20 protein-coding genes and 1 pseudogene are annotated in these 23,896 nt (G+C 69.4%); 8 read left to right on the plus strand and 13 right to left on the minus strand.

The genetic code is table 11. From position 1 onward, the window contains the following. Window positions 1-2 precede the first annotated feature (2 nt). The gene (locus H9I49_RS12775; protein WP_188030751.1) at window positions 3-989 is read right to left on the minus strand and encodes a carbohydrate ABC transporter permease; all 987 of its coding nucleotides are present in this window, start codon (window positions 987-989) and stop codon (window positions 3-5) included. Beyond that, window positions 986-2,350 carry an ABC transporter substrate-binding protein gene (locus tag H9I49_RS12780; protein ID WP_188030752.1) on the minus strand — a complete coding sequence of 455 codons (1,365 nt, stop codon included), beginning with the start codon at window positions 2,348-2,350 and terminating at the stop codon, window positions 986-988. Before H9I49_RS12780 ends, H9I49_RS12775 begins: the two co-directional genes overlap by 4 nt. 232 nt (window positions 2,351-2,582) lie before the next feature. On the opposite strand from H9I49_RS12780, the gene H9I49_RS12785 reads away from it, so the two are divergent. From H9I49_RS12785 to H9I49_RS12795, 3 genes are all read left to right on the plus strand, one after another. After that, window positions 2,583-3,605, plus strand: coding sequence for a LacI family DNA-binding transcriptional regulator (locus H9I49_RS12785; RefSeq protein ID WP_370587557.1), 1,023 nt, complete (start codon window positions 2,583-2,585; stop codon window positions 3,603-3,605). Window positions 3,606-5,274: 1,669 nt separating this feature from the next. Beyond that, window positions 5,275-6,264: a DUF3800 domain-containing protein gene (locus tag H9I49_RS12790; RefSeq protein ID WP_223128659.1), complete on the plus strand. Its 990-nt coding sequence runs from the start codon at window positions 5,275-5,277 to the stop codon at window positions 6,262-6,264. A gap of 113 nt (window positions 6,265-6,377) precedes the next feature. Next, window positions 6,378-7,124, plus strand: a complete 747-nt coding sequence (locus H9I49_RS12795; RefSeq protein WP_188030754.1) for a GAF and ANTAR domain-containing protein — start codon at window positions 6,378-6,380, stop codon at window positions 7,122-7,124. A 14-nt stretch (window positions 7,125-7,138) separates the two neighbouring features. On the opposite strand, the gene H9I49_RS12800 is transcribed toward H9I49_RS12795, so the two are convergent. From H9I49_RS12800 to H9I49_RS23955, 4 genes and pseudogenes are all read right to left on the minus strand, one after another. Then, the gene (locus H9I49_RS12800) at window positions 7,139-9,703 is read right to left on the minus strand and encodes a polynucleotide kinase-phosphatase (RefSeq protein WP_188030755.1); all 2,565 of its coding nucleotides are present in this window, start codon (window positions 9,701-9,703) and stop codon (window positions 7,139-7,141) included. Beyond that, window positions 9,700-11,181 (minus strand): 3' terminal RNA ribose 2'-O-methyltransferase Hen1, encoded by a 1,482-nt coding sequence (locus tag H9I49_RS12805; RefSeq protein WP_188030756.1) that lies wholly within the window; start codon window positions 11,179-11,181, stop codon window positions 9,700-9,702. The genes H9I49_RS12800 and H9I49_RS12805 overlap by 4 nt, the downstream gene beginning before the upstream one ends. 52 nt (window positions 11,182-11,233) lie before the next feature. Then, a complete protein-coding gene (locus H9I49_RS23950) occupies window positions 11,234-11,653 on the minus strand; it encodes a Rieske 2Fe-2S domain-containing protein (RefSeq protein WP_255523974.1) in 420 nt (139 codons plus the stop codon). Beyond that, window positions 11,651-11,902: pseudogene (locus H9I49_RS23955) on the minus strand (FAD-dependent oxidoreductase); the annotation flags it as partial. The pseudogene H9I49_RS23955 and the gene H9I49_RS23950, both read right to left, overlap by 3 nt. A 62-nt stretch (window positions 11,903-11,964) precedes the next feature. Here H9I49_RS23955 and H9I49_RS12815 point away from each other — a divergent pair. Together H9I49_RS12815 and H9I49_RS12820 are read left to right on the plus strand one after the other, a co-directional pair. Next, window positions 11,965-12,171: a helix-turn-helix domain-containing protein gene (locus H9I49_RS12815; RefSeq protein WP_188030757.1), complete on the plus strand. Its 207-nt coding sequence runs from the start codon at window positions 11,965-11,967 to the stop codon at window positions 12,169-12,171. A 59-nt stretch (window positions 12,172-12,230) separates the two neighbouring features. Then, window positions 12,231-12,647, plus strand: coding sequence for a hypothetical protein (locus H9I49_RS12820; RefSeq protein WP_188030758.1), 417 nt, complete (start codon window positions 12,231-12,233; stop codon window positions 12,645-12,647). 330 nt (window positions 12,648-12,977) lie between these two features. Here H9I49_RS12820 and H9I49_RS12825 read toward each other — a convergent pair whose 3' ends face one another. Genes H9I49_RS12825 through H9I49_RS12835 form a run of 3 tightly spaced genes read right to left on the minus strand, consistent with a single transcriptional unit; the run spans window position 12,978 to window position 15,518 of the window. Then, window positions 12,978-13,832 carry a PRC-barrel domain-containing protein gene (locus tag H9I49_RS12825; RefSeq protein WP_188030759.1) on the minus strand — a complete coding sequence of 285 codons (855 nt, stop codon included), beginning with the start codon at window positions 13,830-13,832 and terminating at the stop codon, window positions 12,978-12,980. Between the two features lies 1 nt (window position 13,833). After that, on the minus strand, window positions 13,834-15,063 hold the full coding sequence (locus H9I49_RS12830) for an NRAMP family divalent metal transporter (protein ID WP_188030760.1): 1,230 nt from the start codon (window positions 15,061-15,063) through the stop codon (window positions 13,834-13,836). Then, the gene (locus tag H9I49_RS12835; protein ID WP_188030761.1) at window positions 15,060-15,518 is read right to left on the minus strand and encodes a hypothetical protein; all 459 of its coding nucleotides are present in this window, start codon (window positions 15,516-15,518) and stop codon (window positions 15,060-15,062) included. Before H9I49_RS12835 ends, H9I49_RS12830 begins: the two co-directional genes overlap by 4 nt. Before the next feature lie 272 nt (window positions 15,519-15,790). On the opposite strand from H9I49_RS12835, the gene H9I49_RS12840 reads away from it, so the two are divergent. The 3 genes from H9I49_RS12840 to H9I49_RS12850 are packed head-to-tail and all read left to right on the plus strand — an operon-like array spanning window position 15,791 to window position 18,997. Beyond that, complete coding sequence (locus tag H9I49_RS12840) at window positions 15,791-17,155, plus strand: extracellular solute-binding protein (protein WP_188030762.1); 1,365 nt, start codon at window positions 15,791-15,793, stop codon at window positions 17,153-17,155. Continuing rightward, complete coding sequence (locus tag H9I49_RS12845; protein ID WP_188030763.1) at window positions 17,148-18,071, plus strand: carbohydrate ABC transporter permease; 924 nt, start codon at window positions 17,148-17,150, stop codon at window positions 18,069-18,071. Before H9I49_RS12840 ends, H9I49_RS12845 begins: the two co-directional genes overlap by 8 nt. Beyond that, window positions 18,068-18,997, plus strand: coding sequence for a carbohydrate ABC transporter permease (locus tag H9I49_RS12850; protein WP_188030764.1), 930 nt, complete (start codon window positions 18,068-18,070; stop codon window positions 18,995-18,997). Before H9I49_RS12845 ends, H9I49_RS12850 begins: the two co-directional genes overlap by 4 nt. A 78-nt stretch (window positions 18,998-19,075) precedes the next feature. Here H9I49_RS12850 and H9I49_RS12855 read toward each other — a convergent pair whose 3' ends face one another. The 4 genes from H9I49_RS12855 to H9I49_RS12870 form a co-directional block, all read right to left on the minus strand. After that, on the minus strand, window positions 19,076-19,450 hold the full coding sequence (locus H9I49_RS12855; RefSeq protein ID WP_188030765.1) for a PRC-barrel domain containing protein: 375 nt from the start codon (window positions 19,448-19,450) through the stop codon (window positions 19,076-19,078). 121 nt (window positions 19,451-19,571) lie between these two features. Then, window positions 19,572-20,462, minus strand: a complete 891-nt coding sequence (locus H9I49_RS12860; protein WP_188030766.1) for a universal stress protein — start codon at window positions 20,460-20,462, stop codon at window positions 19,572-19,574. After that, window positions 20,459-22,282 carry an amino acid permease gene (locus tag H9I49_RS12865; RefSeq protein WP_188030767.1) on the minus strand — a complete coding sequence of 608 codons (1,824 nt, stop codon included), beginning with the start codon at window positions 22,280-22,282 and terminating at the stop codon, window positions 20,459-20,461. Before H9I49_RS12865 ends, H9I49_RS12860 begins: the two co-directional genes overlap by 4 nt. Window positions 22,283-22,703: 421 nt before the next feature. Beyond that, complete coding sequence (locus H9I49_RS12870; protein WP_188030768.1) at window positions 22,704-23,891, minus strand: CdaR family transcriptional regulator; 1,188 nt, start codon at window positions 23,889-23,891, stop codon at window positions 22,704-22,706. Window positions 23,892-23,896: the final 5 nt, after the last annotated feature.

The following is a 23,896-nucleotide window of genomic DNA, read 5'->3' on the forward strand; positions in this document are numbered from 1 at the left end:
GATCACTTCTCCTTGAAGAAGCGCTGGATGGGCAGGATGACGGCGAGCACGATGAGGCTCAGCACGACCGCGAGGGCGGAAGACTGGCCGATCCGGTTCTCCGTGAAGGCGAGCTGGTACACCTGCACGCCCGGCACCTGGGTGGCGTAGCCCGGCCCGCCCTGCGTCGACATGAAGACGACGTCGAAGCTGGCCAGCGCGGCGATGATCGTGATGGTGATGCAGACGCCGATCTCCTGGCGCAGCCCCGGCAGGGTGATCGCGCGGAACTGCTGGATGCGGCCGGCGCCGTCGAGTGATGCCGCCTCGTAGAGGCTCCCGTCGATCTTCCCGATGCCGGCCATGAGCAGGAGCGTGCACAGGCCCGTCGCGAGCCAGGTGCCGATGACGCCGACGGCCGGCAGCGCCCACGTGAAGTCGCCCAGCCACGGGCGCGCGAGCGAGCCGAGTCCCAAGGCTCGCAGCATCTGGTTCACGGCACCGTCCGGGGAGTACATCCACGTCCACGCGATGGCGGACGCGGCGCCCGGGATGATCTGTGGCAGGAACATCAGCGTTCGTGCGACAGCGCCGGCCACCTTCGACCTGATCTCGCGAACGATCGAGGCAACGACGAGAGCGAGGAGCACGGGCAGGAAGGTGAAGAAGATGATGAGGATGAACGCGTGGACGATCGACGCGACCAGCTGGGGCTCGGTGAAGACGCGCACGTAGTTCTCGACGCCGACCGGGGTCGCGACGCTGATGCCGTCCCAGTCGAAGAACGAGTACTGCACCGCCGTGATGATCGGGTAGAGCTCGAACACGGCGTACATGACCAGGGCCGGGAGGGCGAAGAGCCAGCCCGCCCAGCGAGCGCGGCTGGGAAGTGCAGTTCCCCTGAACCGGTCGCCGAGGCCAGCCCCGCGTCGGGATCCGCGACGCGGCGCGGTGGCGGACACGGTGTCGGCGACGTCGACCGGCGTGGTGAGCCCGTCGACGGCGCTCATCGCTTCAGCTCTTCCTCGTACTTGGCCTGGACGTCGGTGACGAACTGCTCCGGGGTGGAGCTGCCACCGAGCAGCAGCTGGGTCTCCGGGTTCCAGGCGCGGTTGGAGATGCCGGCGGTGGCGTTCTGGACGAAGGGCACCTGACCGCCGGCGGCCGAGACCTCGGCGAAGGCCTTGGTGACGTCGGCCAGGACGGATCCCTGCTTGATGGTGGGTGCGGCCTGCGACTCGAGCCCGCTGGGCATGAAGCCGTTGTCGATGGCGATCTGGCGCGCCTCGTCGCTGGAGAGGAAGTTGAGGAAGGCCGCCGCGGCGTCCTTGTTCTTCGACCTCGACGGGATCCCGAAGGCCGTGGCGGCGTCGGACATCGCCGCGACCTTGCCTCCGGCGGTGGCAGGCGGCATGGCCAGGAAGCCGACCTCACGCGGCATCGTCTTGTCGAGGCTGGCCGCCTCCCAGTTGCCCCACGGGAAGAAGAGGCCCTTGTCGTTGGCGAAGATCGCGTTGGCAGCCGTGGCGTCCAGCGCGTTGACCGACGCGGGGAAGATGCCGGCCGCGTTCCAGTCCTGGACCTGCTTCGCGGCCGCGATGGCCTCCGGTGTCTTGATCGTCGCGCCGGGCGCGTTGAACACCCACTGCGACACCTTCTCGGGACCCATCGAGGAGTTGATGAGCAGCTGGAACGGGAAGACGCCGCCACCCTCCTTGTTGTGCACGACCATGCCGGTCAGACCGGCCGCCTTCGCCTTGTCCATGAGGGCCGTGAGCTCCTCGATGGATGCCGGGGGTGTCGTCATGCCGACCTGCGCGGCGAGCTTCTTGTTGTAGTACAGGCCCGTCATGGTGAAGCCACTGGCCTTCGCGTAGAGCGACCCCGAGCCGGCGACGCCGTCCTTGGCTCGGAACTGCGACAGCTGCGAGGTGGGCATCTTGTCCCAGCCGTATGCGGCGGCGTACGCGTCGAGGTTCGTCAGCAGGTTGTTCTTCGTCCCGGCAGTCACCGAGATGACGCGCACGAGGTCCGGCGGCGTGGCAGAGGCCAGCTGCCGCGGCTGGTTCTGGGTGGTGACGTTGTCGGGGTCGTAGGTGGGCGTGATCGTCACATTGGGGTGCTTCTTGGTGAATGCGGCGATGAGCACATCGTCGACGTTCTTGAGGCCCTGCCCGTCGTAGAGCTTGAGCGTGACCGGCTCGGTGCCGATCGACGTGCTCACCGACGTGGGCGTGGAGTCCGCGGCTGCGCCAGTGGAGGCGGCCGGGCCCGGCGCCGAGCACGCGGCGCCGCCGGCCACCGCAAGGGCACCGAACATGCCGATGACGACTCGGCGGGTCGGACGAGAGCTGATACCTGACCTGTGCATTCGATTCTCCTGCGCCGTCGAAGGAGTCGGCCACCTCGTGTCGCCGACCATGCCCTCCAAGCCGGAGGGGGAAGGTGTTGGAAACGCTTCCAGTTGGGAACTGTGACGGGGTTCTGGCCTGGATGTCAAGAGCCTGAGCATGATTCGAGACAGTCGCAGTGCTGGCGGCAAGCGGGGACGAGATGTGTGACGGTGCTGGTGAAAGCGTTTCCAGTGGTCTACGGTGGTGCGCGTGGAGGACGCGACACCGACGAAGGTGACCCTGGTCGACATCGCCCGCATGGCCGGGGTCGGCGTCGGCACCGCGTCGCGCGCCCTGAGCAACGCCAAGAACGTTGCTCCGGCGACGCGGGCGCGCGTGCTCCAGGTCGCCGAGGCGAACCACTACGTCGTCTCTCCCGAGGCCTCCCGGCTGGCCAAGGGCAACACGGGCCGCGTCGCTCTCGTCGTGCCGCACCTGTCGCGCTGGTTCTTCGGCTCGGTGGTCGAGGGCCTCGACTCCGTGCTCCGGGGGGCAGACCTCGACGTGCTGCTCTACCACGTCGGCGATGTGCGCGACCGGCACGAGTTCTTCGAGCGCCTGCCCGCGCGACGCAAGGTCGACGCCGTCGTCGTCGTCGGCTTCCAGGTCGAGGACATCGAGCGCGCGCGCCTCGAGACCCTCGGTGTGCACATCGTCGCGGCCGGCGGTCAGACCGCGGCCTATCCCTCCGTCCACATCGACGACCGGATCGCGAGCCGGCAGGCCGTCGACCACCTCGTCCACCTGGGCCACAAACGGATCGCAATGCTCGAGGCTGTCGACCCCGACCAACCGCATCTGCCATCCACGCGCTCGCCCGGCTACCACGACGCCCTGGCCGCCGCCGGAATCGCCATCGATCCCACCCTCGTGGTCAGCGCGCCCTGGGGAGGCGAGGACGGCGCCGCCTCGATGAGCAGGCTCCTCGGCCACCCCGACCCGCCGACGGGCGTCTTCGCACACTCCGACGAGGTGGCCCTCGGAGCGGTCCGAACCCTGCGCCGCGCCGGCCTGGAGCCCGGCCGCGACGTGTCCGTGGTCGGCATCGACGACCATCCGCTCGCCGCACTGTCCGACCTGACGACAGTGCGGCAACGGCCCGCAGAGCAAGGCGTCCTCGCCGGCCGCCTGCTGCTCGACCTGCTCGACGGGAAGGCCCCCACAGAGGCGTCCACGACGGTGCCCACCGAACTCGTCGTGCGCGGCAGCACAGCCCCGCCGCGGCGGCCCTGATCGGGCAACCAAGCTGAAGCTGACCCATGACTCATCGGCAGTCAAAGAATCCGACACCCGATCTGCCGGATTTTCTGGACTCCCTGGCCGGAGGTCTGGATGCCGATGATCGTGGACATACCGACACAAGAATCTGAATCCGTTCTGCAGGCCTGATGCCTGGAGTCGGCTCCCCGCCCGGCCAAGAAAGACAACAGACAGACGCCGTCACACAGACGACGCATCACTTTCTTAGTCCGCCTTTGTCGTGGGTCTTTCTGTGGCGGCCCAACGTCGTCGGCACGGCGGGAGTACATATGTCGCTTGCACCACGTCCCTTACGGACCGGCACATCACCCTCAACGACAGGTCCGATCTTGAACGCGCCCTCGCGGAAGCGTGTCCCTGGGAGTGATCCTCAGCCGGCACCGGACCACTGGGAAACCCCTTCGGCGCCGCCTGATGCCTTGACCATCCCTACGGAGTCGAGTGGCCCTCGCCGTTCACCGACCACCGGATGATGCGTCCTGCGAACCCAACTGCCCCCGGGGGAACCCCGGCGAACCTCCGCGAACGACCAGATGAGACTGACATGAGACTAGGACGGGAAACGCCGGTCAGCTCCCTCATTGGCTGACCGGCGTTTCCGCAGGTGAATGGCGGTGGCGGTGGCAGCCGTCGCCTCCGCTTCGCTCCGGCTCCTCCCAAATCCCGCAGCGTCAACACCAAATGACGCAGGACCCCGACGACAAGAGTGTCGGGGTCCTGCGTCATTTGGTGGTGGCGGTGGGATTTGAACCCACGGTGGATTCACCCCCACACACGCTTTCGAGATCTGCTCCTGCCCGTTCGCCCGGGGTACGCCGAAGCACGTCCACGCTCAGTTGAGTCGCAATCGAACCTTCCCGAACGGGAGCGACGGCGACCGAATGAGACTAGAACTGAGACTACGGCCGTTCGAACACATGGGACCGAGCGCCAGGATCGCTTCGACCCCCGTGCCGACGGCGCAACTGCGGACGACTCGGTGACGGCCCCATCAAAGCCGTGCAGCCGCTGGACGTGCGGGTGGATCGACAACCAACGTCGGCGCGGTCGTCGGCGCGTCGCTCAAGGCGACCGTCCCGAGGTCGCTGAGCGTGTTCCGTGCCATCGGTGTGGTGACCCACACGCCCCGTCAGCGGGTGGGCGTGCGATGGCTGGGCGGCGCCGGGCGCCCCCTGGATTGAGCTGTTGTCGTTGACACGGCTACCCAAAGTCAGAGTCTGGCCGGCGGTTCCAACTCGTGCTCGTTCCGGCGTGATGGGCGTGCGACCTGACCCGCCATACCCTGCCCTAAAACATTGGTTACGCCATAATTTTGCTTCGCGGTCCCCAGCAGGGCCGCACGCACAGCCTCGGGCGACGCGCTCGTCTCAACGTCCAGTTCGACCTTGGGCATCGACCGACTCCTTCGGGCCGCGGCCTGACGCATCCAAGCGTCAAGCAACACTCCAAACCTACGCGCCGGCGTGTGAATCGACCCGTTGCTCGAGGCGTCGGCCGCGTCTGGGTCCTCGCCCGCAGCGGTGGCAGGCGCGGTACCGGCCGTGCTCCTCGACAGCGCAATTCGATGGTGTGATCCGCGATGGCGGACCAGCATGAGCTGGTGGTGAGAGATCCCAGGTTGCCCCCTCAAGGCGGTCTGCCGATGGACAGCGTCGGCCGCGTCGTCGTGGAGATCGCCTGTGACGAGTCCGGGTTCTCCGGCACCAACCTGCTGGACGCGGCCACCCCGGTGTTCACGCACGCAAGTGTCGACCTCTGCGTCGACGAGGCGGCCCAGCTCCTCCGGGAGCTGCGGTCGGGGTTGCGAAGGTCGCTCAGCGAGGTGAAGTCCGCGCCGTTCCTCCGCGGTCCCCAAGCGGGTGAGGCGTTGGGGTGGCTGCTGGCGGCGCTGAGTGGGCGAGCGCATGTTCTCGTGGTCGACAAGGAGTACTTCCTCGTCACCCGGATCGTCGACCTGTTCCTCGTCGAGCCCTCGTACGCGGCTGGCACTCGGCTGACCCAGGACAACCGTCAGGCCGCGCTCACGCTCTATCGGGCCGGGCGGGCACATAGCCGCGAGTGGAGCGTCTTCCTCGCGGCCTTCGTCGACCTGGTCCGGACCAAGCGGAGGCATCGGCCGGATCACAGCGCTCTGGAACGCTTCTTCGAGGCCCGGGATGCGCTGGCCGTCGGGCTCGGCGCGGAAGCGACGGGTGTCCTCGACGGGCTCAGTCGCAGGCGCGTCGGCGCCCTCCTGACCCGGCTGGCGCAGGACGACCGGTCGATCCCGCCGCCGCTGGAGCCGATGCTGCCGGCGCTGGCCGAGACCGTCCTGTTCTGGAGCGCCGGACACCGGCAGGTGCTCGTGATCCACGATGAGCAGAGCGCGCTCACGGCGGGTCGGCTCAGGCGCCTCCAACAGGTCCTGACCGAGGGCACGGACTCCCCGGCCCCAGGTGCCCACGACGGCGCGGCGCGGCCGGGCCGGCTGTCACCGTTGGCTGGGCTGGTGACCGTCGACTCCCGCGACGACCCGCGGGTGCAGGTTGCGGACCTCTTGGCCGGGGTCGCCCGGCGGTTGCCAGACCTGGCCGATCAGGGCCTGCTCCAGCCCTTCCTCTCCCCCACCTCGCTGCGAGACCCCCAGCGATGACGACCGGTCAGACCGACGAGCTGACCGGGCCGATGACGCGGTCGTGCGCGGACCCACGATCCGCCCTCGTTCGTCGGGTACCACTGCTCCGGCGGACGTCTTACTGTCCAGACATGGCCCGTGAACTACAGAACAGACGAGGAGAACCCTCGGCGCAGAACGAGGGCTTGGCGGTCGAGCACGACCGGCTGGCGCAGGATCTGAGCGTCTTCGCCCGTCGTGTCGAAGCCGAACGCATCCCCGGGCTCGTGCTCGACGACATCGTGCGGGCGGCTGTCGAGCTGATCCCCGGCGCGGAGGAGGGCTCGATCAGCGTGGTCACCGGAAAGCGGGAGGTGACCTCCCGGCATCCGCAGGGTGGTGGGCTGCCCGCCCAGGTCGACGCCTTGCAGATGGAGACCGGGCAGGGTCCCTGCCTCGACGCGGCCTACCGGCACCAGACCGTGCGGGTGGCTGACATGACCGTGGAGGATCGGTGGCCTGAGTTCGCCTGCAGAGCGGCGGCCCTCGGCGTCATGAGCATGCTGTGCTTCCAGCTCTACGTCGAGCGTGACGATCTCGGCGCCCTCAACCTCTACAGCCGTACGCCGGGCAGCTTCGACGACGAGTCGGAGCATGTCGGGCTGCTCTTCGCCAGCCATGCCGCGATTGCCTTTGCCGACGCCGAGAAGGTCCGAAACCTCACCATCGCCGTTCACAGGCGGGACCTGATCGGACAGGCCAAAGGCATCCTCATGGAGCGCTTCAAGATCACGCCCGACCAGGCCTTCAGCATCTTGGTGAGCGTGAGCCAGCGCACCAACCGGAAGCTGTTCGACGTGGCCGAGGAGCTCACGGTCACCGGACGGATCGGTCCCTGACGCCGGCGGTCCGCTCACAGGCGCGGGTCGACCGGTTCTGACTCGAGGGCGAGGACGGCGAACACGGGCTCGTGCACCCGCCACAACGGTTCGCCCCGTGCGAGCCGGTCAAGCGCCTCGAGCCCGAGCGCGTACTCACGCAGGGCGAGCGAACGCTTGTGCCCGAGGTTGCGGTCCCTGAGCCGCTCGAGGTGCTCGGGCGCGGTGTAGTCGGGTCCGTAGATGATCCGCAGGTACTCGCGACCGCGCACCTTGAGACCGGGCTGGGCGAGGCCCTGGTGCGTGCGCACCAGCCCCGCCGACGGCTTGACGACCATGCCCTCGCCGCCCACCCCGGTCAGCTCGTCCCACCAGGTGACGCCGGCCGCCACCGACTGCGGGTCGGAGGTGTCGACGACGACGCGTCCAGTGCTGCGGAAGGTCTCGGGGTCGGCCGCGGCGAGGCGGTCGGCCTGCTCGAGATGCCAGAGGTGACCTCGCTCGTGCCAGGTGCTCCCCTCGCCCGCGAGGAGCTGGAAGGGGGCCAGCTGCACACCGTCCAGCCCGTCGACCTGCCAGCAGTAGCGTCTGTAGGCGACGGTGAAGGCCTCCGCGTGGACGCGCCGCCGGGAGGTGCGGTCGAGCAGGTCAGCGACGTCCAGTCCTCGCGCGTGGGCGCGCTCCAACGTCTCGACGGCGACCGGCAACGCAGCGCGGGCAGCGGCGCCGACGGCGGCATACTGCTCGCGCAGCAGGGGCTCCGCCTTGAGCGACCACGGGAGCAGCTCGGAGTCCAGGAGCAGCCAGTCGGTGCCCAGCTCCTCCCAGAGCCCGGCGCTGTCGACCGCCGCACGGACGCGGGAGAGCAGCTGCTCGGTGAGTGGGGTGTCGAGGAAGGAGCGGCCGGTGCGAGTGTGGATCGCGCCCGTCTCGCCCGCGCCGGCCCCGAACCGTCGCACCGCCGTGTCCGCGTCGCGGCACACGAGCACGACGGCCCGTGAGCCCATGTGCTTCTCCTCGCACACGACGTCGCGGACGCCCGCGTCGGCGTATGCGGTGAACGCCTCGTCGGGGTGCTCGAGCACGTCGGGACGTTTCGAGGTCGCGACCGGCGCCATCGTCGGGGGCAGGTAGCCGAGCCACCGCGGGTGCAGGGCGAAGCGGCTCATCACCTCGAGAGCGCCCGCGGCATTCTCGGCGCGGATCGAGATGCGGCCGTGGTGCGCGGTCTCGACGACGCGGCGACCGAGCACGTCGGCCAGGTCGAGGTCGTCGTCACCCCGCGACGAGCCGTCCGTGACCACCCCAGCGGAACCGGCGACGGGGAACGGCTTGGCCGGCTCGTACCAGACCTGCTCGGCCGGCACCTGCACCACCTCCTTCTCGGGGTAGCGCAGCGCCGTGAGGTGGCCACCGAAGACACAGCCCGTGTCGAGGCACATCGTGTTGTTGACCCACTCCGGGTCGGGTGTCGGCGTGTGGCCGTAGAGCACCATCGCGCGGCCCCGGTAGTCCCGGGCCCACGGGTAGCGGACGGGCAACCCGAACTCGTCGGTCTCCCCCGTCGTGTCGCCGTAGAGCGCGAACGAACGTACGCGTCCGGACGCCCGCCCGTGGTAGGCCTCCTTGAGTCCGGCGTGCGCGACGACGAGGCGGCCGTCGTCGAGGACGAGGTGCGAGACGAGGTCGTAGCACCAGTCGCGGACGGCGACCCGGAATGCCCCCGGCTCGTCGTCGAGCTGGGCGAGGGTCGTCTCGAGACCGTGGCTGACCTGGACCCGGGCACCGTCGAGCGCGCGGACCAGCTTGTGCTCGTGGTTGCCCGGGACGGCGAGGGCGTGCCCGGCCGCCGTCATGCCCATCGCGAGACGCAGCACGCCCGGGGTGTCGGGGCCGCGGTCGACGAGGTCACCGACGAAGACGACCCGTCGTCCAGCGGGATGGGACGCGTCGACAGCCCTGCCCTCGTCGTCGCGCTCGAGGACGTAGCCGAGACGCCCGAGCAGGGCCTCGAGCTCGGACCGGCAGCCGTGCACGTCACCGATGACGTCGAAGGGGCCGTGCTCGTCGCGCCGGTCGTTGAGCAGCCTCTCGCGGACGACCTCGGCGGACGCGATCTCGTCCACTCCGCTCAGCACGTGGACCTTGCGGAAGCCTTCCCTCCCAAGGCCTTTCAGGGACCGACGAAGCTGGTCATGGTGGCGTCTGACGACGTGCGCACCGAAGTCGCGATCGGGTCGAGCCCGGTTGCGCTCCACGGCGACCGACACCGGCACATCGAGGACGATCGCCACCGGGAGCACGTCGTGCGCCTTGGCCAGCTCGACGAGCTGACGCCGGGCGTCCTTGGAGACGTTGGTCGCGTCGACGACCGTGAGCCGTCCCGCGGCCAGGCGCTTGCCCGCGATGTAGCCGAGCACGTCGAACGCGTCCTTCGAGGCGGCCTGGTCGTTCTCGTCGTCGGCCACGAGCCCACGGCAGAAGTCGCTCGAGATGACCTCGAACCGGCCGAAGTGCTGCGCCGCGAACGTCGACTTGCCGGACCCTGAGGCGCCGACGAGGGCGACGAGGGCGAGCTCCGGAACGGCGATGCGCGTCATGCCGCACCCCCGCTGACGGACGAGGTGTCGTTGCCGGCGCGCACCGACACGGCGTCGCGCCGGAACAGCGCGAGCTGGGTGGGCGGGCCCAGCAGCGGGTCGGCCTCGCCGACGGGGCGCAGCTCGACGGCATACCCGTAGCGCTCGGCGACGTGAGCGGCCCACACGCCGAACTCGGCCCGCGTCCACTCGAACCGGTGGTCCGGGTGGCGCATCGCGCCGCCCGGGAGCCTCTCGTAGCGGACGTTGTACTCGGCGTTCGGGGTCGTCACCACGACCGAGGCCGGCCGCGCGTGCCCGAACACACTCCGCTCGAGCGCGGGCAGCCGGTCGAGGTCGAGGTGCTCCACGACCTCCATGAGCACCACCGCGTCATATCCCTCCAGGGCCCGGTCGCGGTAGGTCGCCGAGGACTGCCGGAGGGTCAGCCGGGCCCGCACGCTGTCAGGCATCCGCTCGAGGGCGAGCCGGCGCTCGGCGCGCTCGAGCACTCCCGCGGCCACGTCGAGGCCGACGACCTCGGTGAACGACGGGTCGGTGAGCAGCTCACGGAGCAGGGCACCCTCGCCGCAGCCGAGGTCCACGACGCGGTGGGCACCAACGTCGCGCAGGGCGCTCAGCACAGCGGCGGCACGCAGCCGGACGAGCGGCGTCGGCGGCTCGGACCCGTCGGCCGTCGCGTCGAGCTCGGACGCGTCCGTGAACGCCGACGAGGCGGTGTCGTCGAGAGCGTCGAGACGGGCCGTGGCGTCGACGACGAACGAGCGCTGATGCGCCAGGTAGCGTCGGGTGACGAGGTCTCGCTCGGGGTGCGACGCAAGCCACGCGCCGCTGTTGCGCACCAGCTTGTCCACCTCGTCGGTGCTCACCCAGTAGTGCTTGGCGCCGTCGAGGACGGGCAGGAGGACGTACAGGTGGCTGAGGGCGTCGGCGAGCGGCATGGTGCCCTCGAGCACCAGGTCGACGTACCGGGAGTCGCCCCACGCGGGCACCTGCGGGTCGAGCGCCACGGTGCGTGCCGTGACGTCCCAGCCCAAGGGGGCGAAGAGCCTGCCGCCGAGGTCGACGCCGCCCGAGCAGGGCACCGCCGGCACCGCGATGCGCAGCGGGAGCGGGACGCCTTCGAGGTCCGGCCTGGCCGCGCAGCGGCCCTTGAGCGCGGTGCCCCACACCTTCCCGAGCGCGACGGCGAGCATCGACGACGCGGCATACGGCCGGTCGTTGACGTACTGGGCGAGGGCGAACGCGTCGCCGCCGAACCGCTTGCCGCGGACGAGCCCGATCGGGTCCACCTCGAGCAGCAGCGCTGCGGTGCAACGGTCTTCGCTGACCTCAGGGTAGAAGACGTGCGCGGTACCGACGGGCAGGTCGAACGCCTGGACCCGGTCCGGGTGCTTGTGCAGGAGGTAGCCGAGGTCGCTCGCAGGCACACGTCCCGTGGCGGACTCCGTGGCGTTCGTGGTGATCGTCAGCAGCACGCGCACAGCCTACGTACACGGCCCTCAAGGGCTCAGGTCAATTGCCTCACGGTCACGGGTCAACGGGGAGCTCGACCTGTTCGAGCGGTTCGACGGTGGGGCCGTCGAGGATGAACCCGTCGGCGTCGAACCGCGAGCCGTGGCAGTTGCAGTCCCAGCTGGTCTCGGCAGGGTTCCAGCGCAGGGGGCACCCCAGGTGCGTGCAGGTCGGGTGCACCGCATGCAGATCGCCGTCGGGATCGCGGTACGCGCCCAGCGTCTCGCCGTCGACGTCGACCAGGCCACCGTGGCCCGGCTCGAGCTCGGCGGCAGGGATGGCCTTGACGCGGGCGACACGGCCACCGATGAACTCCTTGCCGACCTTCAGGTTGTCCTTGATGAGCTCGCCGACGGCCTTGGCGTCGCCGATTCGGCCTGCGTCGAAGGTCGGCAGCCAGGCGTTGTCACGGCCGGCCAGCAGGTCGGCCAGCATGACTGCGGCGGCGGTGCCGTTGCTCAGGCCCCATTTGTGGAAGCCGGTCGCCACGAGCACGTTGCGGCTCAGCGGCGAATGGCCGACGTACGGCAGCCGATCGGGCGTGGAGTAGTCCTGGGACGACCAGCGGTAGTCGATGGCCTCGACGTCGAACGTCGACCTGGTCCACTGCTCCAGATCGGCATATTTCGCCTCCGTGTCCGGTTCCGCGCCGGTCTCGTGACCGTTGCCGACCACGATCAGACCGTTGGGGCCGGGCGTGGGCCGTCGACCTGTTTAACCAGTACCCGCTGGTGTTAGAGAAGAACATGCACATCGAACGCGGGGTGCCCGGGCTGGACCGACTGGTCCGCGCCCTCGGCGAGCCGACCCGCAGGGCCGTCTACCTGGCTGTCGAGGACGCCCGGCGGCCGATGACGCGCGCCGACGTGGCGGAGACGGTCGGCATCAGCCGCCGGCTGGCTGCGTTCCACCTCGACAAGCTGACCGAGGAGGGGTTGCTCGAGGTGCACTAGCCCGGCCGGACGAGCGGCCCGGCGGGCCGGGGACCGGGCGGTCGGCGAAGGCGTACCGCGTGGGCTCGGTCGAGTTCGACCTCACCATCCCGCCCCGCCGCACCGACATCGCCGCCCGGGTCCTCGCCCTCACCATGGAGGAGCTGGGCCCCGATGGGCCACACCGGGAGGCGCTCCTGGGCCAGGCGCGGGCCTGCGGTACCGCACTCAGCCGAGCGCGCGAGCCCGGCTCCAGCCTCACCGATCAGCTCGGTCGGCTCGGGTACCGGCCGGAGCGCCGGGCCGACGATGTCATCGAGCTGCGCAACTGCCCGTTCCACCAGATCGTCACGGTCGCCCGCGACACCGTGTGCACGATGAACCACGCCCTGCTCGCCGCCTACACCGACGAACGGCACGAGCCTGTGACCAGCGTCCTCGAGCCGGCCGACGGCCGGTGTTGCGTCGTGCTGCGACCACTTCCCAGCGGTACCTGATCGTGACCGGCCACGCGCCCGCCGGGACGCAGCCTTCATCCGAAACACGGGGCTGAGGTCGGGACGGCCGATCGATGTCGTGGTCACGGTTCGCGCCCAGGACGGCACCACCCTGGTTCCAGCCACCCGCTCCACAGTGAGGCCCGCGATGTTCCAACCGAACGGTCCCGGCTGTGAGCCGACAGTCCGGGTCGCCGCGGTCACGGTCACACGACAGCGGTTGACGGTCGCCCGCGCCGCGACGAGCGCTTCGACCCGTGCTCTGGCACGACGGACCCTCACAGGGCAGGCAAGAATGGGTCGTCGCCGTCGTCGGCGATCCCGAGCCCCTCACTGGTCGAACGGATGCCGCATGTGCGTCGTCTCGACGGTGACGGTGCGGCCCGTGTCGTCAATGCCGGTGAGGGCGCTGATGGGCACGACGCGGTCGTTGCGGTGCAACCAGCGGAAGAAGGCCCGCACCAGCGCGGGGCCCTGCCTGTCGTCGGCGGAGTAGCCGAGCTCGGCCCCGAGCCGGTGGGAGGTGAACTCGAGGTGCGTCACCCGCAGCGGCTCGGGATGCCCGTCGCGTGGACCCCCGAGCGCCCACAGGTCGCGGAGCCGGCCGAGCCGTTCTCCGTCGGGCGACAGCCCGGTCCGCCCGAGGAGGCCACTGACCGGCCGGCCGTCAGGGCGGGGGCGCAGCGCGGCCTCGCTCTCCGACCCGCCCTCCGCGGCCTCGGTCGCCTCGGACGAGGCCGACTCGACGAGGTCACCGGGCCTCTCGTCGCTCGAGCCGCCCTTCGCGCCGGGGATGCGCGAGACGACGAACTCTCGCAGCCACAGCTCGAGCCCGAGGGTGCGGGCGAGGCGCCGGGCGGCCCACTCGTCGAGGGCGACGGCGGAGCCGATGTCGGTGACGTGCTCCATCGGCACGACGACCGGCGTCGGCTCGCGGTCGGGGTGCAGCCTGCTCCAGACCGCGTGGGTCCACGTGCCGAGCTTTCCCGGGAGCCGCTGGCTCAGCGCGGCCGGCCCGACCATGAGACCGGTGACGAGCCAGCGTCCGTCGACCTCTGCCAGCTCCACGTCGTCGACGTTTCCGAGCAGCTCACCCTCCGGGCCCACGATCTGGTGGTCGTGGACGCGGAGCACGAGGTCGACGCGTCGAAGTGCGTCCGTCGGGTCGTTCGCTCGGTCCGGCATGTCACTGACCTGCTCTCGTGATGATCATCAGCGGGATCGCCGCCACGGCCGCGACCCCGACGACGACGAGGTAGAACGTGCCCAGGGTGTTGGCGAGCCGGCCGTTCGCGTGCCGGCCCATGTAGGTGCGGTCGTTCGCCACGACGAGGATGGGGAAGTACGTCAGCGGCAGTGCCACCGCGCTGAAGACGACGGAGTACTCGGTCAGCATGATGGGGTCGACGGTCGTGAGCAGCGTGCCCACCCCCACGATCGTCGAGAGGAGCAGCACCGTGTGGAACCGGGCCGCCCGCAGTGGCTCGACGTACTTGCCCCACTGCCAGCCGAGGTACTGCGAGATGCTGTAGCCCACCGACAGCCCTGTCTCGCACGCGGCGCCGAAGGTGGCCGCGAAGAACCCCAGCAGCACGAGGGCGAGCCCGAGCTGGCCCATAGCCATCCCGACCGGAAGGCCGATCTGTCCCAGGGTGTCGACCTGGATGCCCTGCGACTGGAAGACGACGGCGGCAGAACCAGCGATGGCGAAGGAGAGGATGCCGCCGAGCGGGAACCCGACGAAGACATTCGCCCGCATGACGCCGAGATCCTTTGCGGTCCAATGCTCCTCGACGCCGCCGGAGGAGAAGAAGAACACCTCGTACGGTGTCATCGCCGCACCGAAGAGGGCGACGGCGTAGTAGAAGTACGTCGTGTGGCTCTCGTCGTGCGGCACGAGCGGCCGCGACGCCTGACGCCAGAGGTCCGACCAATCGGGCCCGAGCTGCCACAGGGCGACGGCGAAGACGATGAGCGCAAGGCCGGCGAGCCCGAACACGTTCTCGACCACCGAGAACTTCACGCGCCACAGCACGATCCACACGGCGGCGCCGACGACGGGGATCCACAGGTAGGGGTTGACGTTGGTCGCGAGCTGCAGCGCGAGCGCGATGCCGCCGATCTCGGCCGTGAACGTCAGCAGCGTCACGGCCATCGAGGCCACCAGGTTGGTCAGCCCCACACGGGGGCCGAGCCGCTCGCGGATGAGGTCGAAGGTGCCGCGTCCGCTGACGGCGGCGACGCGCCCGCTCATCTCGGCGAAGACGCAGATCCCCACGACGCCGAGGACCACGACCCAACCGAGCGACAGCCCGAACCGGGCACCGACGAGACCGTTCGTGACGAGGTCACCGATGTCGACGAACCCACCGATGGCAGTGAGGATTCCGAGCGCGATGGCGAAGAACTTCTTCATTTCAGCGCCTCGGCGGCCTCATCCAGCTGGTCCCCCAGCTGGCGCAGCTCTTTCAGGTCGTCGCGCAACGCGTCACGGTCGTCACGGCGCACCGACAGGCGAGCCGTCGACAGGGCGTCGCTGGTGTCACCGAGCAGGCCCATCACCTGGTCACGCAAGTGGTCGTCGTCGGCGGCCGGCGGGTCGACGTTGCCGAAGCTGTCCTCGATCGGGCCGAGCGCTTCGTCATGGTCGGTGAGGAGGGTTGTCGCGTACTGCTGGGTGAGGCGGTCGCCGAGCCGTGCCTCGACGGCGAGCGCTGCCGACCGCGCCTCGCTTCGGGCCGACTCGAGCGCCGCGACGGCGTTCTGGCGGTAGGCGCCGGTGTCCAGAGCCGGGGCGACACACCCGCCGGAGACCAGGACGCCAGCAGCCACGAACGCGGCCAGCCTCGCGCGAGCGCCGGTGGACCTCACGTGTGCTCCCGCAGCAGGAACCACGCGAGCAGCATCAGCAGCACGGCGAAGATGAGCCAGCCGCCGCCCAGGGCAAACCCTTCGGTCATCAACCCTCCTCGTACGCAAGCACGGCGACGCTCAACCCACTGCATACCCGCTGACGGCTCGCGCCGCGACAACGCCGACGGCGCGTCGCACACCACGATCGGGGCGAGAAGCGTTTCTCGCGGTGTGTACCCGGGTACTTCTCCCCTGTCGGTGCACTCACTGCGCCGGGGAGAGAGGCGACGATGCGTTCCAAGTTCGTGGTCATGGCGGCCGCTGTCGGGCTCCTGGCGGGGTGCGCCGGCGTCGGTGGCGGAAGCGGCGATGCCGGCGCAGGTGGCGGGACGGCGGGCGGCGGGACCCCGCAGGGCTCCCTGAAGATCATGGGGTTCGGCGGCGAGGACGAGGTCGGCCAGTCGCGGGTCAACGCGTTCAAACAGGCCTACGGCGGCGTGAAGGTCAGCAACGCCAAGGGCGACTTCGACGCGCAGCAGTTCCTCACCGCGCTGGCCAGCGGCAACCCGCCGGACCTGGTCTACATGGACCGCAACCTCATCGGCACGTATGCCAAGAAGGGCGCGATCGTCCCCCTCGAGGACTGCATCTCGAAGCAGCAGATCGACACGTCCCAGTACCGAGAGGCCGCCATGCGCTCGGTGACGCTGGCCGACAAGGTCTACGGCATCCCGGAGTTCTACATCGTCACGACGAACCTCGTCGACGCCAAGTCCCTGAAGGCCGCCGGTGTGCCGACCAGCGAGATCCAGACGAAGGACTGGGCCGCCCTCAAGGCGACGACGGCGAAGCTCTTCAAGAAGAACGGGAACAAGCTCGAACGCATCGGCTTCGACCCGAAGCTCCCCGAGTTCTTCCCGCTGTGGGCAACCGCCAACGGCGCCACCATCGTCAAGGAGGACGGGGCGCCGAACCTCAACGACCCCAAGGCTGTCGAGGCACTCGAGTACACGATCGGGCTCGTCAACGGCCAAGGTGGATGGACGACGTTCAAGTCCTTCCGTGACGCCTTCGACATCTTCGGCGAGAAGAACCCCCTGTCGGCCGGTTCGGTCGTCGCGTTCCCGATGGAGAACTGGTACGTCAACGTCCTCCGCGACTTCATCGGCAGCGGTCTCCAGCTCGACAGCACGCCGTTCACCGACCATGACGGCAAGCCCGTCAGCATGGTCGGCGGCAGCGCCTGGGCGATCCCCAAGGGCTCGAAGAACCCGGATGCCGCCTGCGCATGGGCCAAGACGATGACGGACAAGGCCACCTGGATGAAGGCGGCCGACGCCCGCATCGCCAAGGTCAAGCAGGACAAGAGCTTCTTCACCGGCCTCTTCACGGCGAACAAGCCTGCCGACGAGGAGATCCGGGCGAAGTACCTCACCGACGTGCCCGACGCCGGCTTCAAGCGGGCCATCGACAACTTCTACTCCACCCTCGACGACGCCGTGGCGCTCAACCCGTCGCCGGCCGGCGCCGAGATCGACGCAGCCTGGCGCAGCGGGGTCACGCGTGCGCTCGGTGGGCAGCCCGCCCAGCAGGCGCTCGACCAGGCGCAGAAGGAGGCACAGGCGGCGTTCACCAAGGCCAGCGGCAATGGCTGAGCGGTCCCGCCCGGGACTGCTGGAGCGGCGGGAGGCGCGAGCGGCATACGTCTTCATCGCCCCGTGGATCATCGGCTTCATCGTCTTCACGGCGGGGCCGATGATCGCGAGCCTGTGGCTGTCGTTCACCGACTACTCGCTCGTCGAGCCCGGTCAGGTCGTGGGCACGGCGAACTACCAGCAGCTGGTCGACGACCCACGTGTCGCGAAGTCGCTGGCAAACACGTTCGTGTATGCCGCCATGTTCGTCCCGCTGGGCACCGCGGTCGCGCTCGCGCTGGCCATGCTGCTCCACCGCGTCGGACGCGCGGCCGGGTTCTTCCGCACGGTCTTCTACCTGCCGGTGATGACGCCGGCCGTGGCCGCGGGGGCGATGTTCCTGCTCCTGCTCAACGGCCAACGTGGACTGGTCAACCAGGTGCTGGGATGGTTCGGCGTCACCGGACCGAACTGGACGACCGACCCGGCATGGCTGAAGCCGTCCCTGGCCGTGGTCAGCCTCTGGACCGTCGGGGGCAGCATCATCATCTACCTCGCCGCGCTCAACAACGTCCCGCGTCAGCTCCACGAGGCAGCCCTGCTCGACGGCGCCGGTCCGGTACGGCGTTTCGTGAGCGTCACGCTGCCGATGATCTCCGGCGCCCTGTTCTTCACGGTCATCACGCACACCATCGCGGCCATGCAGATGTTCGACCAGGCGTACACGATGTTCTACGGCCCCCAGCAGAAGTCGACCGCATCCGACGAGTCTCTCGTCTACATGGTCTACCTGTTCCAGAACGCCTTCGAGTTCTTCAAGATGGGCTTCGCCTCGGCCATGGCCTGGGTCCTGTTCCTCATCATCCTGGTCATCACCGTGATCCAGGTCAGGGTCGGCAACCGCTTCGTCTACTACGAGGGAGGCTCGACCCGATGAGCGTCGACACCCGGCCCGTGCCTCCGTTCACGGAGCCGCCCCCGAAGCCCGAGCCTGAGGGGCCCTCGACCCCGGTGGGTCCACCCGGACGCCGCCGGCGACTCGGCCCCGGCGCCGTCCTGCGCTGGTTGGCGCTGCTCGTCGCCACCGCCGCGTTCACCTACCCGCTCATCTGGCTCGTGAGCGCCTCGCTCAAGCCCAAGTCGCAGGTCTTCGACAACCGACTGGTGCCCGAGACGGTCCAGTGGTCCAACTTCGTCGAGGTCTGGGACGCCGGACCGGTGCTTCGTTGGCTCCTCAACTCCGGGGCGGTGTCCGTCATGGCAGCCCTCGCGGTGACGCTGTCGAGCGCCTTCGTCGCGTTCGGTTTCGCGTACTTCCGGTTCCGGCTGCGCGGCCCGCTCTTCGGGCTGGTCCTGGCCACGATGATGCTGCCGGGCGCCGTGACGATGATCCCGGTCTACCTCATCTGGCACCGGCTCGGACTCGTCGACACCCAGGTGCCGTTGTGGGCCAACAACCTCTTCGGCTCCGCGTTCTACATCTTCCTGATGCGCCAGTTCTTCCTCGGCATCCCGCGTGAGCTCTTCGAGGCGGCCCGGATCGACGGGTGCAGCCAGCTCGGTCTCTTCAGACGCATCGCGCTGCCGCTGTGCCGCCCGGCGCTCATCATCGTCTTCATCTTCGAGCTGCAGGCGAGCTGGTCCGACCTGCTGAAGCCGCTCATCTACCTGCAGACCGAGGAGTACTTCACCATGCCGCGCGGGCTCAAGCAGGTCATCGACGGGTTCGCGCTGTCGGGCGAGTACCACTGGGAGATCGCCATGGCCGCGACGCTGGTCGCCACACTGCCCATGATCCTCGTGTTCGCGTTCGCGCAGCGCTACTTCCTCGAGGGACTGGCGACCACGGCTCGGCAGGGCTGACGGCACACCCGGCGCGGCGGAAGGGTGTGCCGCCGGGCCAGGCCCCGCGGAATACGCCTCCTCAGACAGTCGCTTCCGTCAGAGCGGGTTCCGCTCGTCGTAGGTGTCTCCGTAGTAGGTCCCCACGCGGTCGCGGTACCCAGGATCCGTCAGGTCGTCCTCGCCGAGCTCTGGCGAGTCCTTGATCTGGTCCTTCGTGCGGTCGACGTAGACGCTCATGTCGTCCCAGTCGACCCGATCCACGGTGCCGGCCGGCAGCATCACCTTGCGGCCGAAGATCCACGGTCCGGTGTCGACGACGACGTAGCCTGCACCGACATCACGGCTGGCCGCGTCGATCTTGCCGATGTCGCCGTCCACGGCGTGGACCTTGAAGCCCGTCAGGTCCTCCTGGCTGGCCGAGACCCCCGTGGTCTCCCGATAGTTCCACGCGTCCCAGTTCTGGGTCGACATGGTCTCTCCTCCCGTTCGAGTAGGTACTGCGCCCTTACGCCTACCCGCCGCGCGTCGGCTCTAACGGTCCGCTCGTTCACGGCGTGTCGGGGGCATCTCGGACCGGGTCACGCGTCCCCGCTCAGGCCGCCGAGACGGGCAGTGCGATGACCGGCACGGGTGCGCAGCGCAGGATCTTGGAGGCCCGTGACCCCAGGAACACCGACGCCAGGGGACCGTGCGAGCTGGATCCGACCACCAGCACGTCACCGAGTGACCACCGCGCCTGCCCCATGGCCTCGCGCCAGCTGTAGCCGTCACCGATGACGACCTCGAGGGGGCGCGGGACGTCGGGAAGCCGGCGCACCTGGTCGAGCTCCTCGTTGATGACCTCACTGGTCCGCTGCGACCACTGGTCCACCACCAGGTCCTCGCCCGAGCCTGCCAGAGTCGAGGCGAACAGCATCTTGGGCCGCACCGAGAACGACGCGATCCGTAAGGAGCTGGAGGTGCGGACCGCGTAGTCGGCGGCCGTGTGCACGAGAGACCGGTCCTCGGAGCTGGCGCCGAACGCGACGGTGACCCGGCGGAGCCGGCCGCCCGGCTCCGCCTGGTAGCCGCGCGGGGCCAGCGCGACCGGGACCGGTGAGCTGTGCACCATGCGGTCGGCCACGCCACCCAGGCTGACCTGGCCCAGGCCGCCGTTCTCGGAGGACCCCAGCACCAGGACGCTGGCGTCGTGTCCCTTCGCCACCTCCAGCAGCCCCGTGGGGATCGAGGCGGCGTGGTGGAGCATGAAGGTCGTCCGGACGTCGGCGGGCATCGACGCCTTGGCCTGGGCGAGAGTCTGCTCGCCCCGCTCGATCAGGTAGGCGCGGTAGTCGGCATCGATGCGTTCCGTGCTGGGAGGCCAGGCTGCTGTCACCACGACCGCGACGACGACGTCCTCACCGGTCGACCGCGCGAGCATGGCGGCCAGCTCGAGGGACGCGGTGCCGCCCTCCTTGAGGGTGCACCCGGCGACGATGGTCACGAGTCCTCCACGAGGGCGGGCACGGCACGGTGGGCGATCACGTGCGTGACCGGGATCGGGTAGGTGCTGCGGGCGCGGTCGACCACGTCGTAGCGCTGCCAGACGGAGTCCTCCAGCGGCCGGGTGGCGATCACGATCTGGTCGGGACGGAACGTCTCGACCGCCTGCTCGAGCGCGCGCAAGGGGCGGTAGTCGCCCAGCTCTCCCTCGACGCTGAGGCTGTCCGAGCGGAGCGACGTGAGCGTGTGCTCCAGTCGCTGCCGGGCCGCCTCGGCGGTCGCGTTCCAGACCTGCAGCGGACCGTTGACGGCGGCCTGGCCGGTCTCGACCGGGCTGGCGGGCACGCAGACGAAGTACTCGGCCGCTCCCTCGGCGTCGATGCGGCGCAGCTCGTCGAGGAGCTCGCCCGAGTTGACGGTCTCGTTGGCCAGCACGAGCACCCGGCGCGCGTGGTCGGTTCCTGGAACCGCAGCGCCGCCGCGCCGCGCCAGGGCGAACTTGTTCACGGCGTACAGCACGAGGACCACGGCCCACGACAACAGGCTCAGCACCAGCTGCGAGCGCACACTCTCGGTGATCCCCATCTGCAGCAGCACCCCGACGATCGCCACCGCCGTCAGGATGGACAGCCCCGGGAAGAGCCACATCTTGACCTTGAGCGTCGACTCGTCGGTGCGCATCCGAAGCCGGATCTGGGAGATGGAGATGAGCAGGTAGACGAACAGGATGATGGCGCCCGAGGAGTTGAGCAGGAACAGGAACACCCCGTCCTCGTCGATGGCCGCCGCGATGACACAGAGGAAGCCCACGACCGACGAGGCGAGGATGGCGGTCCTCGGCACCCCGCGACCGGTCACCTTGACGAGCTGGGCCGGCGCCTCGCGTCGGGCCGCCAGCACGAACAGCATCCGCGAGGACGTGTAGAGGCCGGAGTTCAGGCAGGAGAGCACCGCGGTGAGGACGACGGCGTTCATGATGTCGTCCGCGTACGGGATGCCCATCTCGGTGAACGCAGCGACGAAGGGCGAACCGGAGAGGTCCTGCGAGTTCCACGGCAGGATGACGGCGAGCAGGAACACGGAGCCCACGAAGAACAGGCAGATGCGGGTGATGACCGAGTTGGCGGCCTTCGCCACGGCACGCTCGGGGTTCTCCGACTCGGCTGCCGCGATGGTCGCCACCTCGGCACCCACCATCGAGAAGATGACGGTGACCACTCCTGCCGTGAGTGCGGTCGGGCCGTGTGGCATGAAACCACCGTGGCTCCACAGGTTGCTGAGATCGAAGCCCTTGTCGGGCCAGGCACCGACGACGAACAGGGTGCCGCACACGATGAAGAAGATGATGGCCGCGACCTTGATGCCGGCGAACCAGAACTCGAACTCACCGAAGGACGACACCGAGATGAGGTTGGTGGCCGTCATCAGCAGCATCAGGACCAGGGCCGACGACCAGAGCGGGACGTCGACCCAGTACTGGATGATCTTGGCGCCGGCGACTGCCTCGAACCCGACGACGATCACCCAGAAGTACCAGTAGAGCCAGGCCACCGAGAACCCGGCCCACCCCCCGAGCGCGTTGCGGGCGTAGTCGGCGAACGAGCCCGTGGACGGGTTCGCCACGGCCATCTCGGCCAGCATCCGCATCACCATGATGATCAGGACACCGGTCACGGCGTAGGTGAGGAACGCGCCAGGGCCGGCGTCGTTGATCACCGCACCGGAACCGACGAACAGTCCTGCTCCGATGACGCCCCCCATGGCGATCATCGACAGTTGTCGTTGGGTCAGGGTCTTCTTCAGCTCAGGTCCAGCTGACATACGTGTCTCCAAGGGGAGGGCCTGCGAAGGCGGGGAGGATTCCGGTTGGTCTCGATGGACGTCGTGCCGGGATGGTCCGCGGAGGTCCGCGACCACCGGCCGGACCGGGAGTTGGTGGCGCTCACGGGTCGGAGCGCCGGGCGCGGACCGTCGGTGTCGCCTCGTGCTGCTCCGCGCTCTGGTGAAGCCTGTCGCCCTCTCCGGTCGCGTGGAAAGTGGCGGGAGCACGTGGCGTTCTGGGCCTTTCGTAAGCACTCCTGGTGCTCACCTGGCCGGGACAGGCCACGCCACAGGCTGATGGTGGGCCGCTGCGCGAAAACTCCTGGCCGGCAGGTGCCCCGACGCTAGTGCCTCGGCGTGGACACCGCGAGTTACAGGCGTACGAACGTCGCGCAGCGTTTTGTGACAGATGTCGAACGGCTCAGATCTCGCCGTGCTCCGTCACGAACGGAGCCATCGTGAGGCCGAGGTGGAGCACGAGGCGGTGGTCACCGCGGGTGAGGGCGAGCCCGGTGACCTGTTCGACCTTCTGCAGCCGGTAGTACACCGTCTGCCGGTGCACGTTCAGCGCGGCAGCGGTCTCCTGCACGTTGCCGCCGGCCTCCAGGTAGACCAGCGCCGTCTGGCGAAGATCGGGATCGCGCTGCTCGAGCAGGCGTCGCACGGCGGGGTCGAGCACTGCGCTGGCCAAGGCCCTCTCCGGGCCGCAGGCCAGCAGCCGGTAGACCCCCAGCTCGGGCCAGGTGGCGATGGGCCGCAGCGACTCGACGACCTCGGCCACCCGGGTGGCCAGCCGCGCCTCGTGCCAGCTCCCCCGAGCCTGGGCCAGGTTCGGGCGGATGCCGCCGACCCCGACCACGAGCGTGCTTCGCGCCGCGGGTGGCAGGCGTTCCGAGTACAGGTCCAACGCCTGACGGGCGATGTCGCGTGCCGCCTGGAGGCCGCCCCCGTCGACCGGCACGAGGAACGTGTGCTGCTCGTCCCCCCTCGCGGCCAGCACCGACCTCGGAAGCCGCCACAGGTTCATCGGCACGGGGGTGGCGGGCTCGATGGCAGCGGGCTCCGTGCTGGCCAGCCGAAGCACCACGGCGGCGAACGGGACCTCCCGCCCCACGATGCCGAGGTCGTGGATGGCCTCGGCGGCCCGCTCGACCGCTTCCGGGTCCGCGGACAGGAGGTCCTCGACCGTGTAGCCCAGCTCCTCGCGCGAACGTGCCTGCTGGGCCATCAGTGCGCCGGCCCGCTCGGCCAGTGCCTCCGCCGCAGGCAACCGGGCCTCGTCGATGCCGCCGTGCTCGTCGAGGAGCCAGAGGTAGCCGTAGGTGACTCCCTTCCAGCGGGCCGGCAGGCACAGCCGACCGAGCACCCCGAGCTCCGGCGACGCCGGGGTGCGCACCGGGACCTCGCTCGTCGCGATGCCGAACCCCTCGAACCAGTCCTGCACCTCGCGGGTCGAGTGCCGCTGCAGGATCGAGCGCAGGCGAACCTCGTCGACGTGCGCCTCGTGGGAGCAGAACGCGACGAGGTTGAAGTCGCGGTCCTCGAGCGTCGTCGGCCGCGCCAGCAGCCGGGCCACGTCCTCCACGATGTCCTGGAACTCCGGTCGCATGGTCT

Source organism: Terrabacter sp. MAHUQ-38 (genome assembly GCF_014518425.1).
Lineage (GTDB): Bacteria > Actinomycetota > Actinomycetes > Actinomycetales > Dermatophilaceae > Terrabacter.

What these genes read in the sequence shown, in the direction of transcription:
- H9I49_RS12775 (WP_188030751.1), bottom strand. Translation starts at nt 989, where the DNA reads ATGAGCGCCGTCGACGGGCTCACCACGCCGGTCGACGTCGCCGACACC.
- H9I49_RS12780 (WP_188030752.1), bottom strand. Translation starts at nt 2,350, where the DNA reads ATGCACAGGTCAGGTATCAGCTCTCGTCCGACCCGCCGAGTCGTCATC.
- H9I49_RS12790 (WP_223128659.1), top strand. Translation starts at nt 5,275, where the DNA reads ATGGACAGCGTCGGCCGCGTCGTCGTGGAGATCGCCTGTGACGAGTCC.
- H9I49_RS12795 (WP_188030754.1), top strand. Translation starts at nt 6,378, where the DNA reads ATGGCCCGTGAACTACAGAACAGACGAGGAGAACCCTCGGCGCAGAAC.
- H9I49_RS12800 (WP_188030755.1), bottom strand. Translation starts at nt 9,703, where the DNA reads ATGACGCGCATCGCCGTTCCGGAGCTCGCCCTCGTCGCCCTCGTCGGC.
- H9I49_RS23950 (WP_255523974.1), bottom strand. Translation starts at nt 11,653, where the DNA reads ATGCTGGCCGACCTGCTGGCCGGCCGTGACAACGCCTGGCTGCCGACC.
- H9I49_RS12815 (WP_188030757.1), top strand. Translation starts at nt 11,965, where the DNA reads ATGCACATCGAACGCGGGGTGCCCGGGCTGGACCGACTGGTCCGCGCC.
- H9I49_RS12825 (WP_188030759.1), bottom strand. Translation starts at nt 13,832, where the DNA reads ATGCCGGACCGAGCGAACGACCCGACGGACGCACTTCGACGCGTCGAC.
- H9I49_RS12830 (WP_188030760.1), bottom strand. Translation starts at nt 15,063, where the DNA reads ATGAAGAAGTTCTTCGCCATCGCGCTCGGAATCCTCACTGCCATCGGT.
- H9I49_RS12840 (WP_188030762.1), top strand. Translation starts at nt 15,791, where the DNA reads ATGCGTTCCAAGTTCGTGGTCATGGCGGCCGCTGTCGGGCTCCTGGCG.
- H9I49_RS12845 (WP_188030763.1), top strand. Translation starts at nt 17,148, where the DNA reads ATGGCTGAGCGGTCCCGCCCGGGACTGCTGGAGCGGCGGGAGGCGCGA.
- H9I49_RS12850 (WP_188030764.1), top strand. Translation starts at nt 18,068, where the DNA reads ATGAGCGTCGACACCCGGCCCGTGCCTCCGTTCACGGAGCCGCCCCCG.
- H9I49_RS12855 (WP_188030765.1), bottom strand. Translation starts at nt 19,450, where the DNA reads ATGTCGACCCAGAACTGGGACGCGTGGAACTATCGGGAGACCACGGGG.
- H9I49_RS12865 (WP_188030767.1), bottom strand. Translation starts at nt 22,282, where the DNA reads ATGTCAGCTGGACCTGAGCTGAAGAAGACCCTGACCCAACGACAACTG.
- H9I49_RS12870 (WP_188030768.1), bottom strand. Translation starts at nt 23,891, where the DNA reads ATGCGACCGGAGTTCCAGGACATCGTGGAGGACGTGGCCCGGCTGCTG.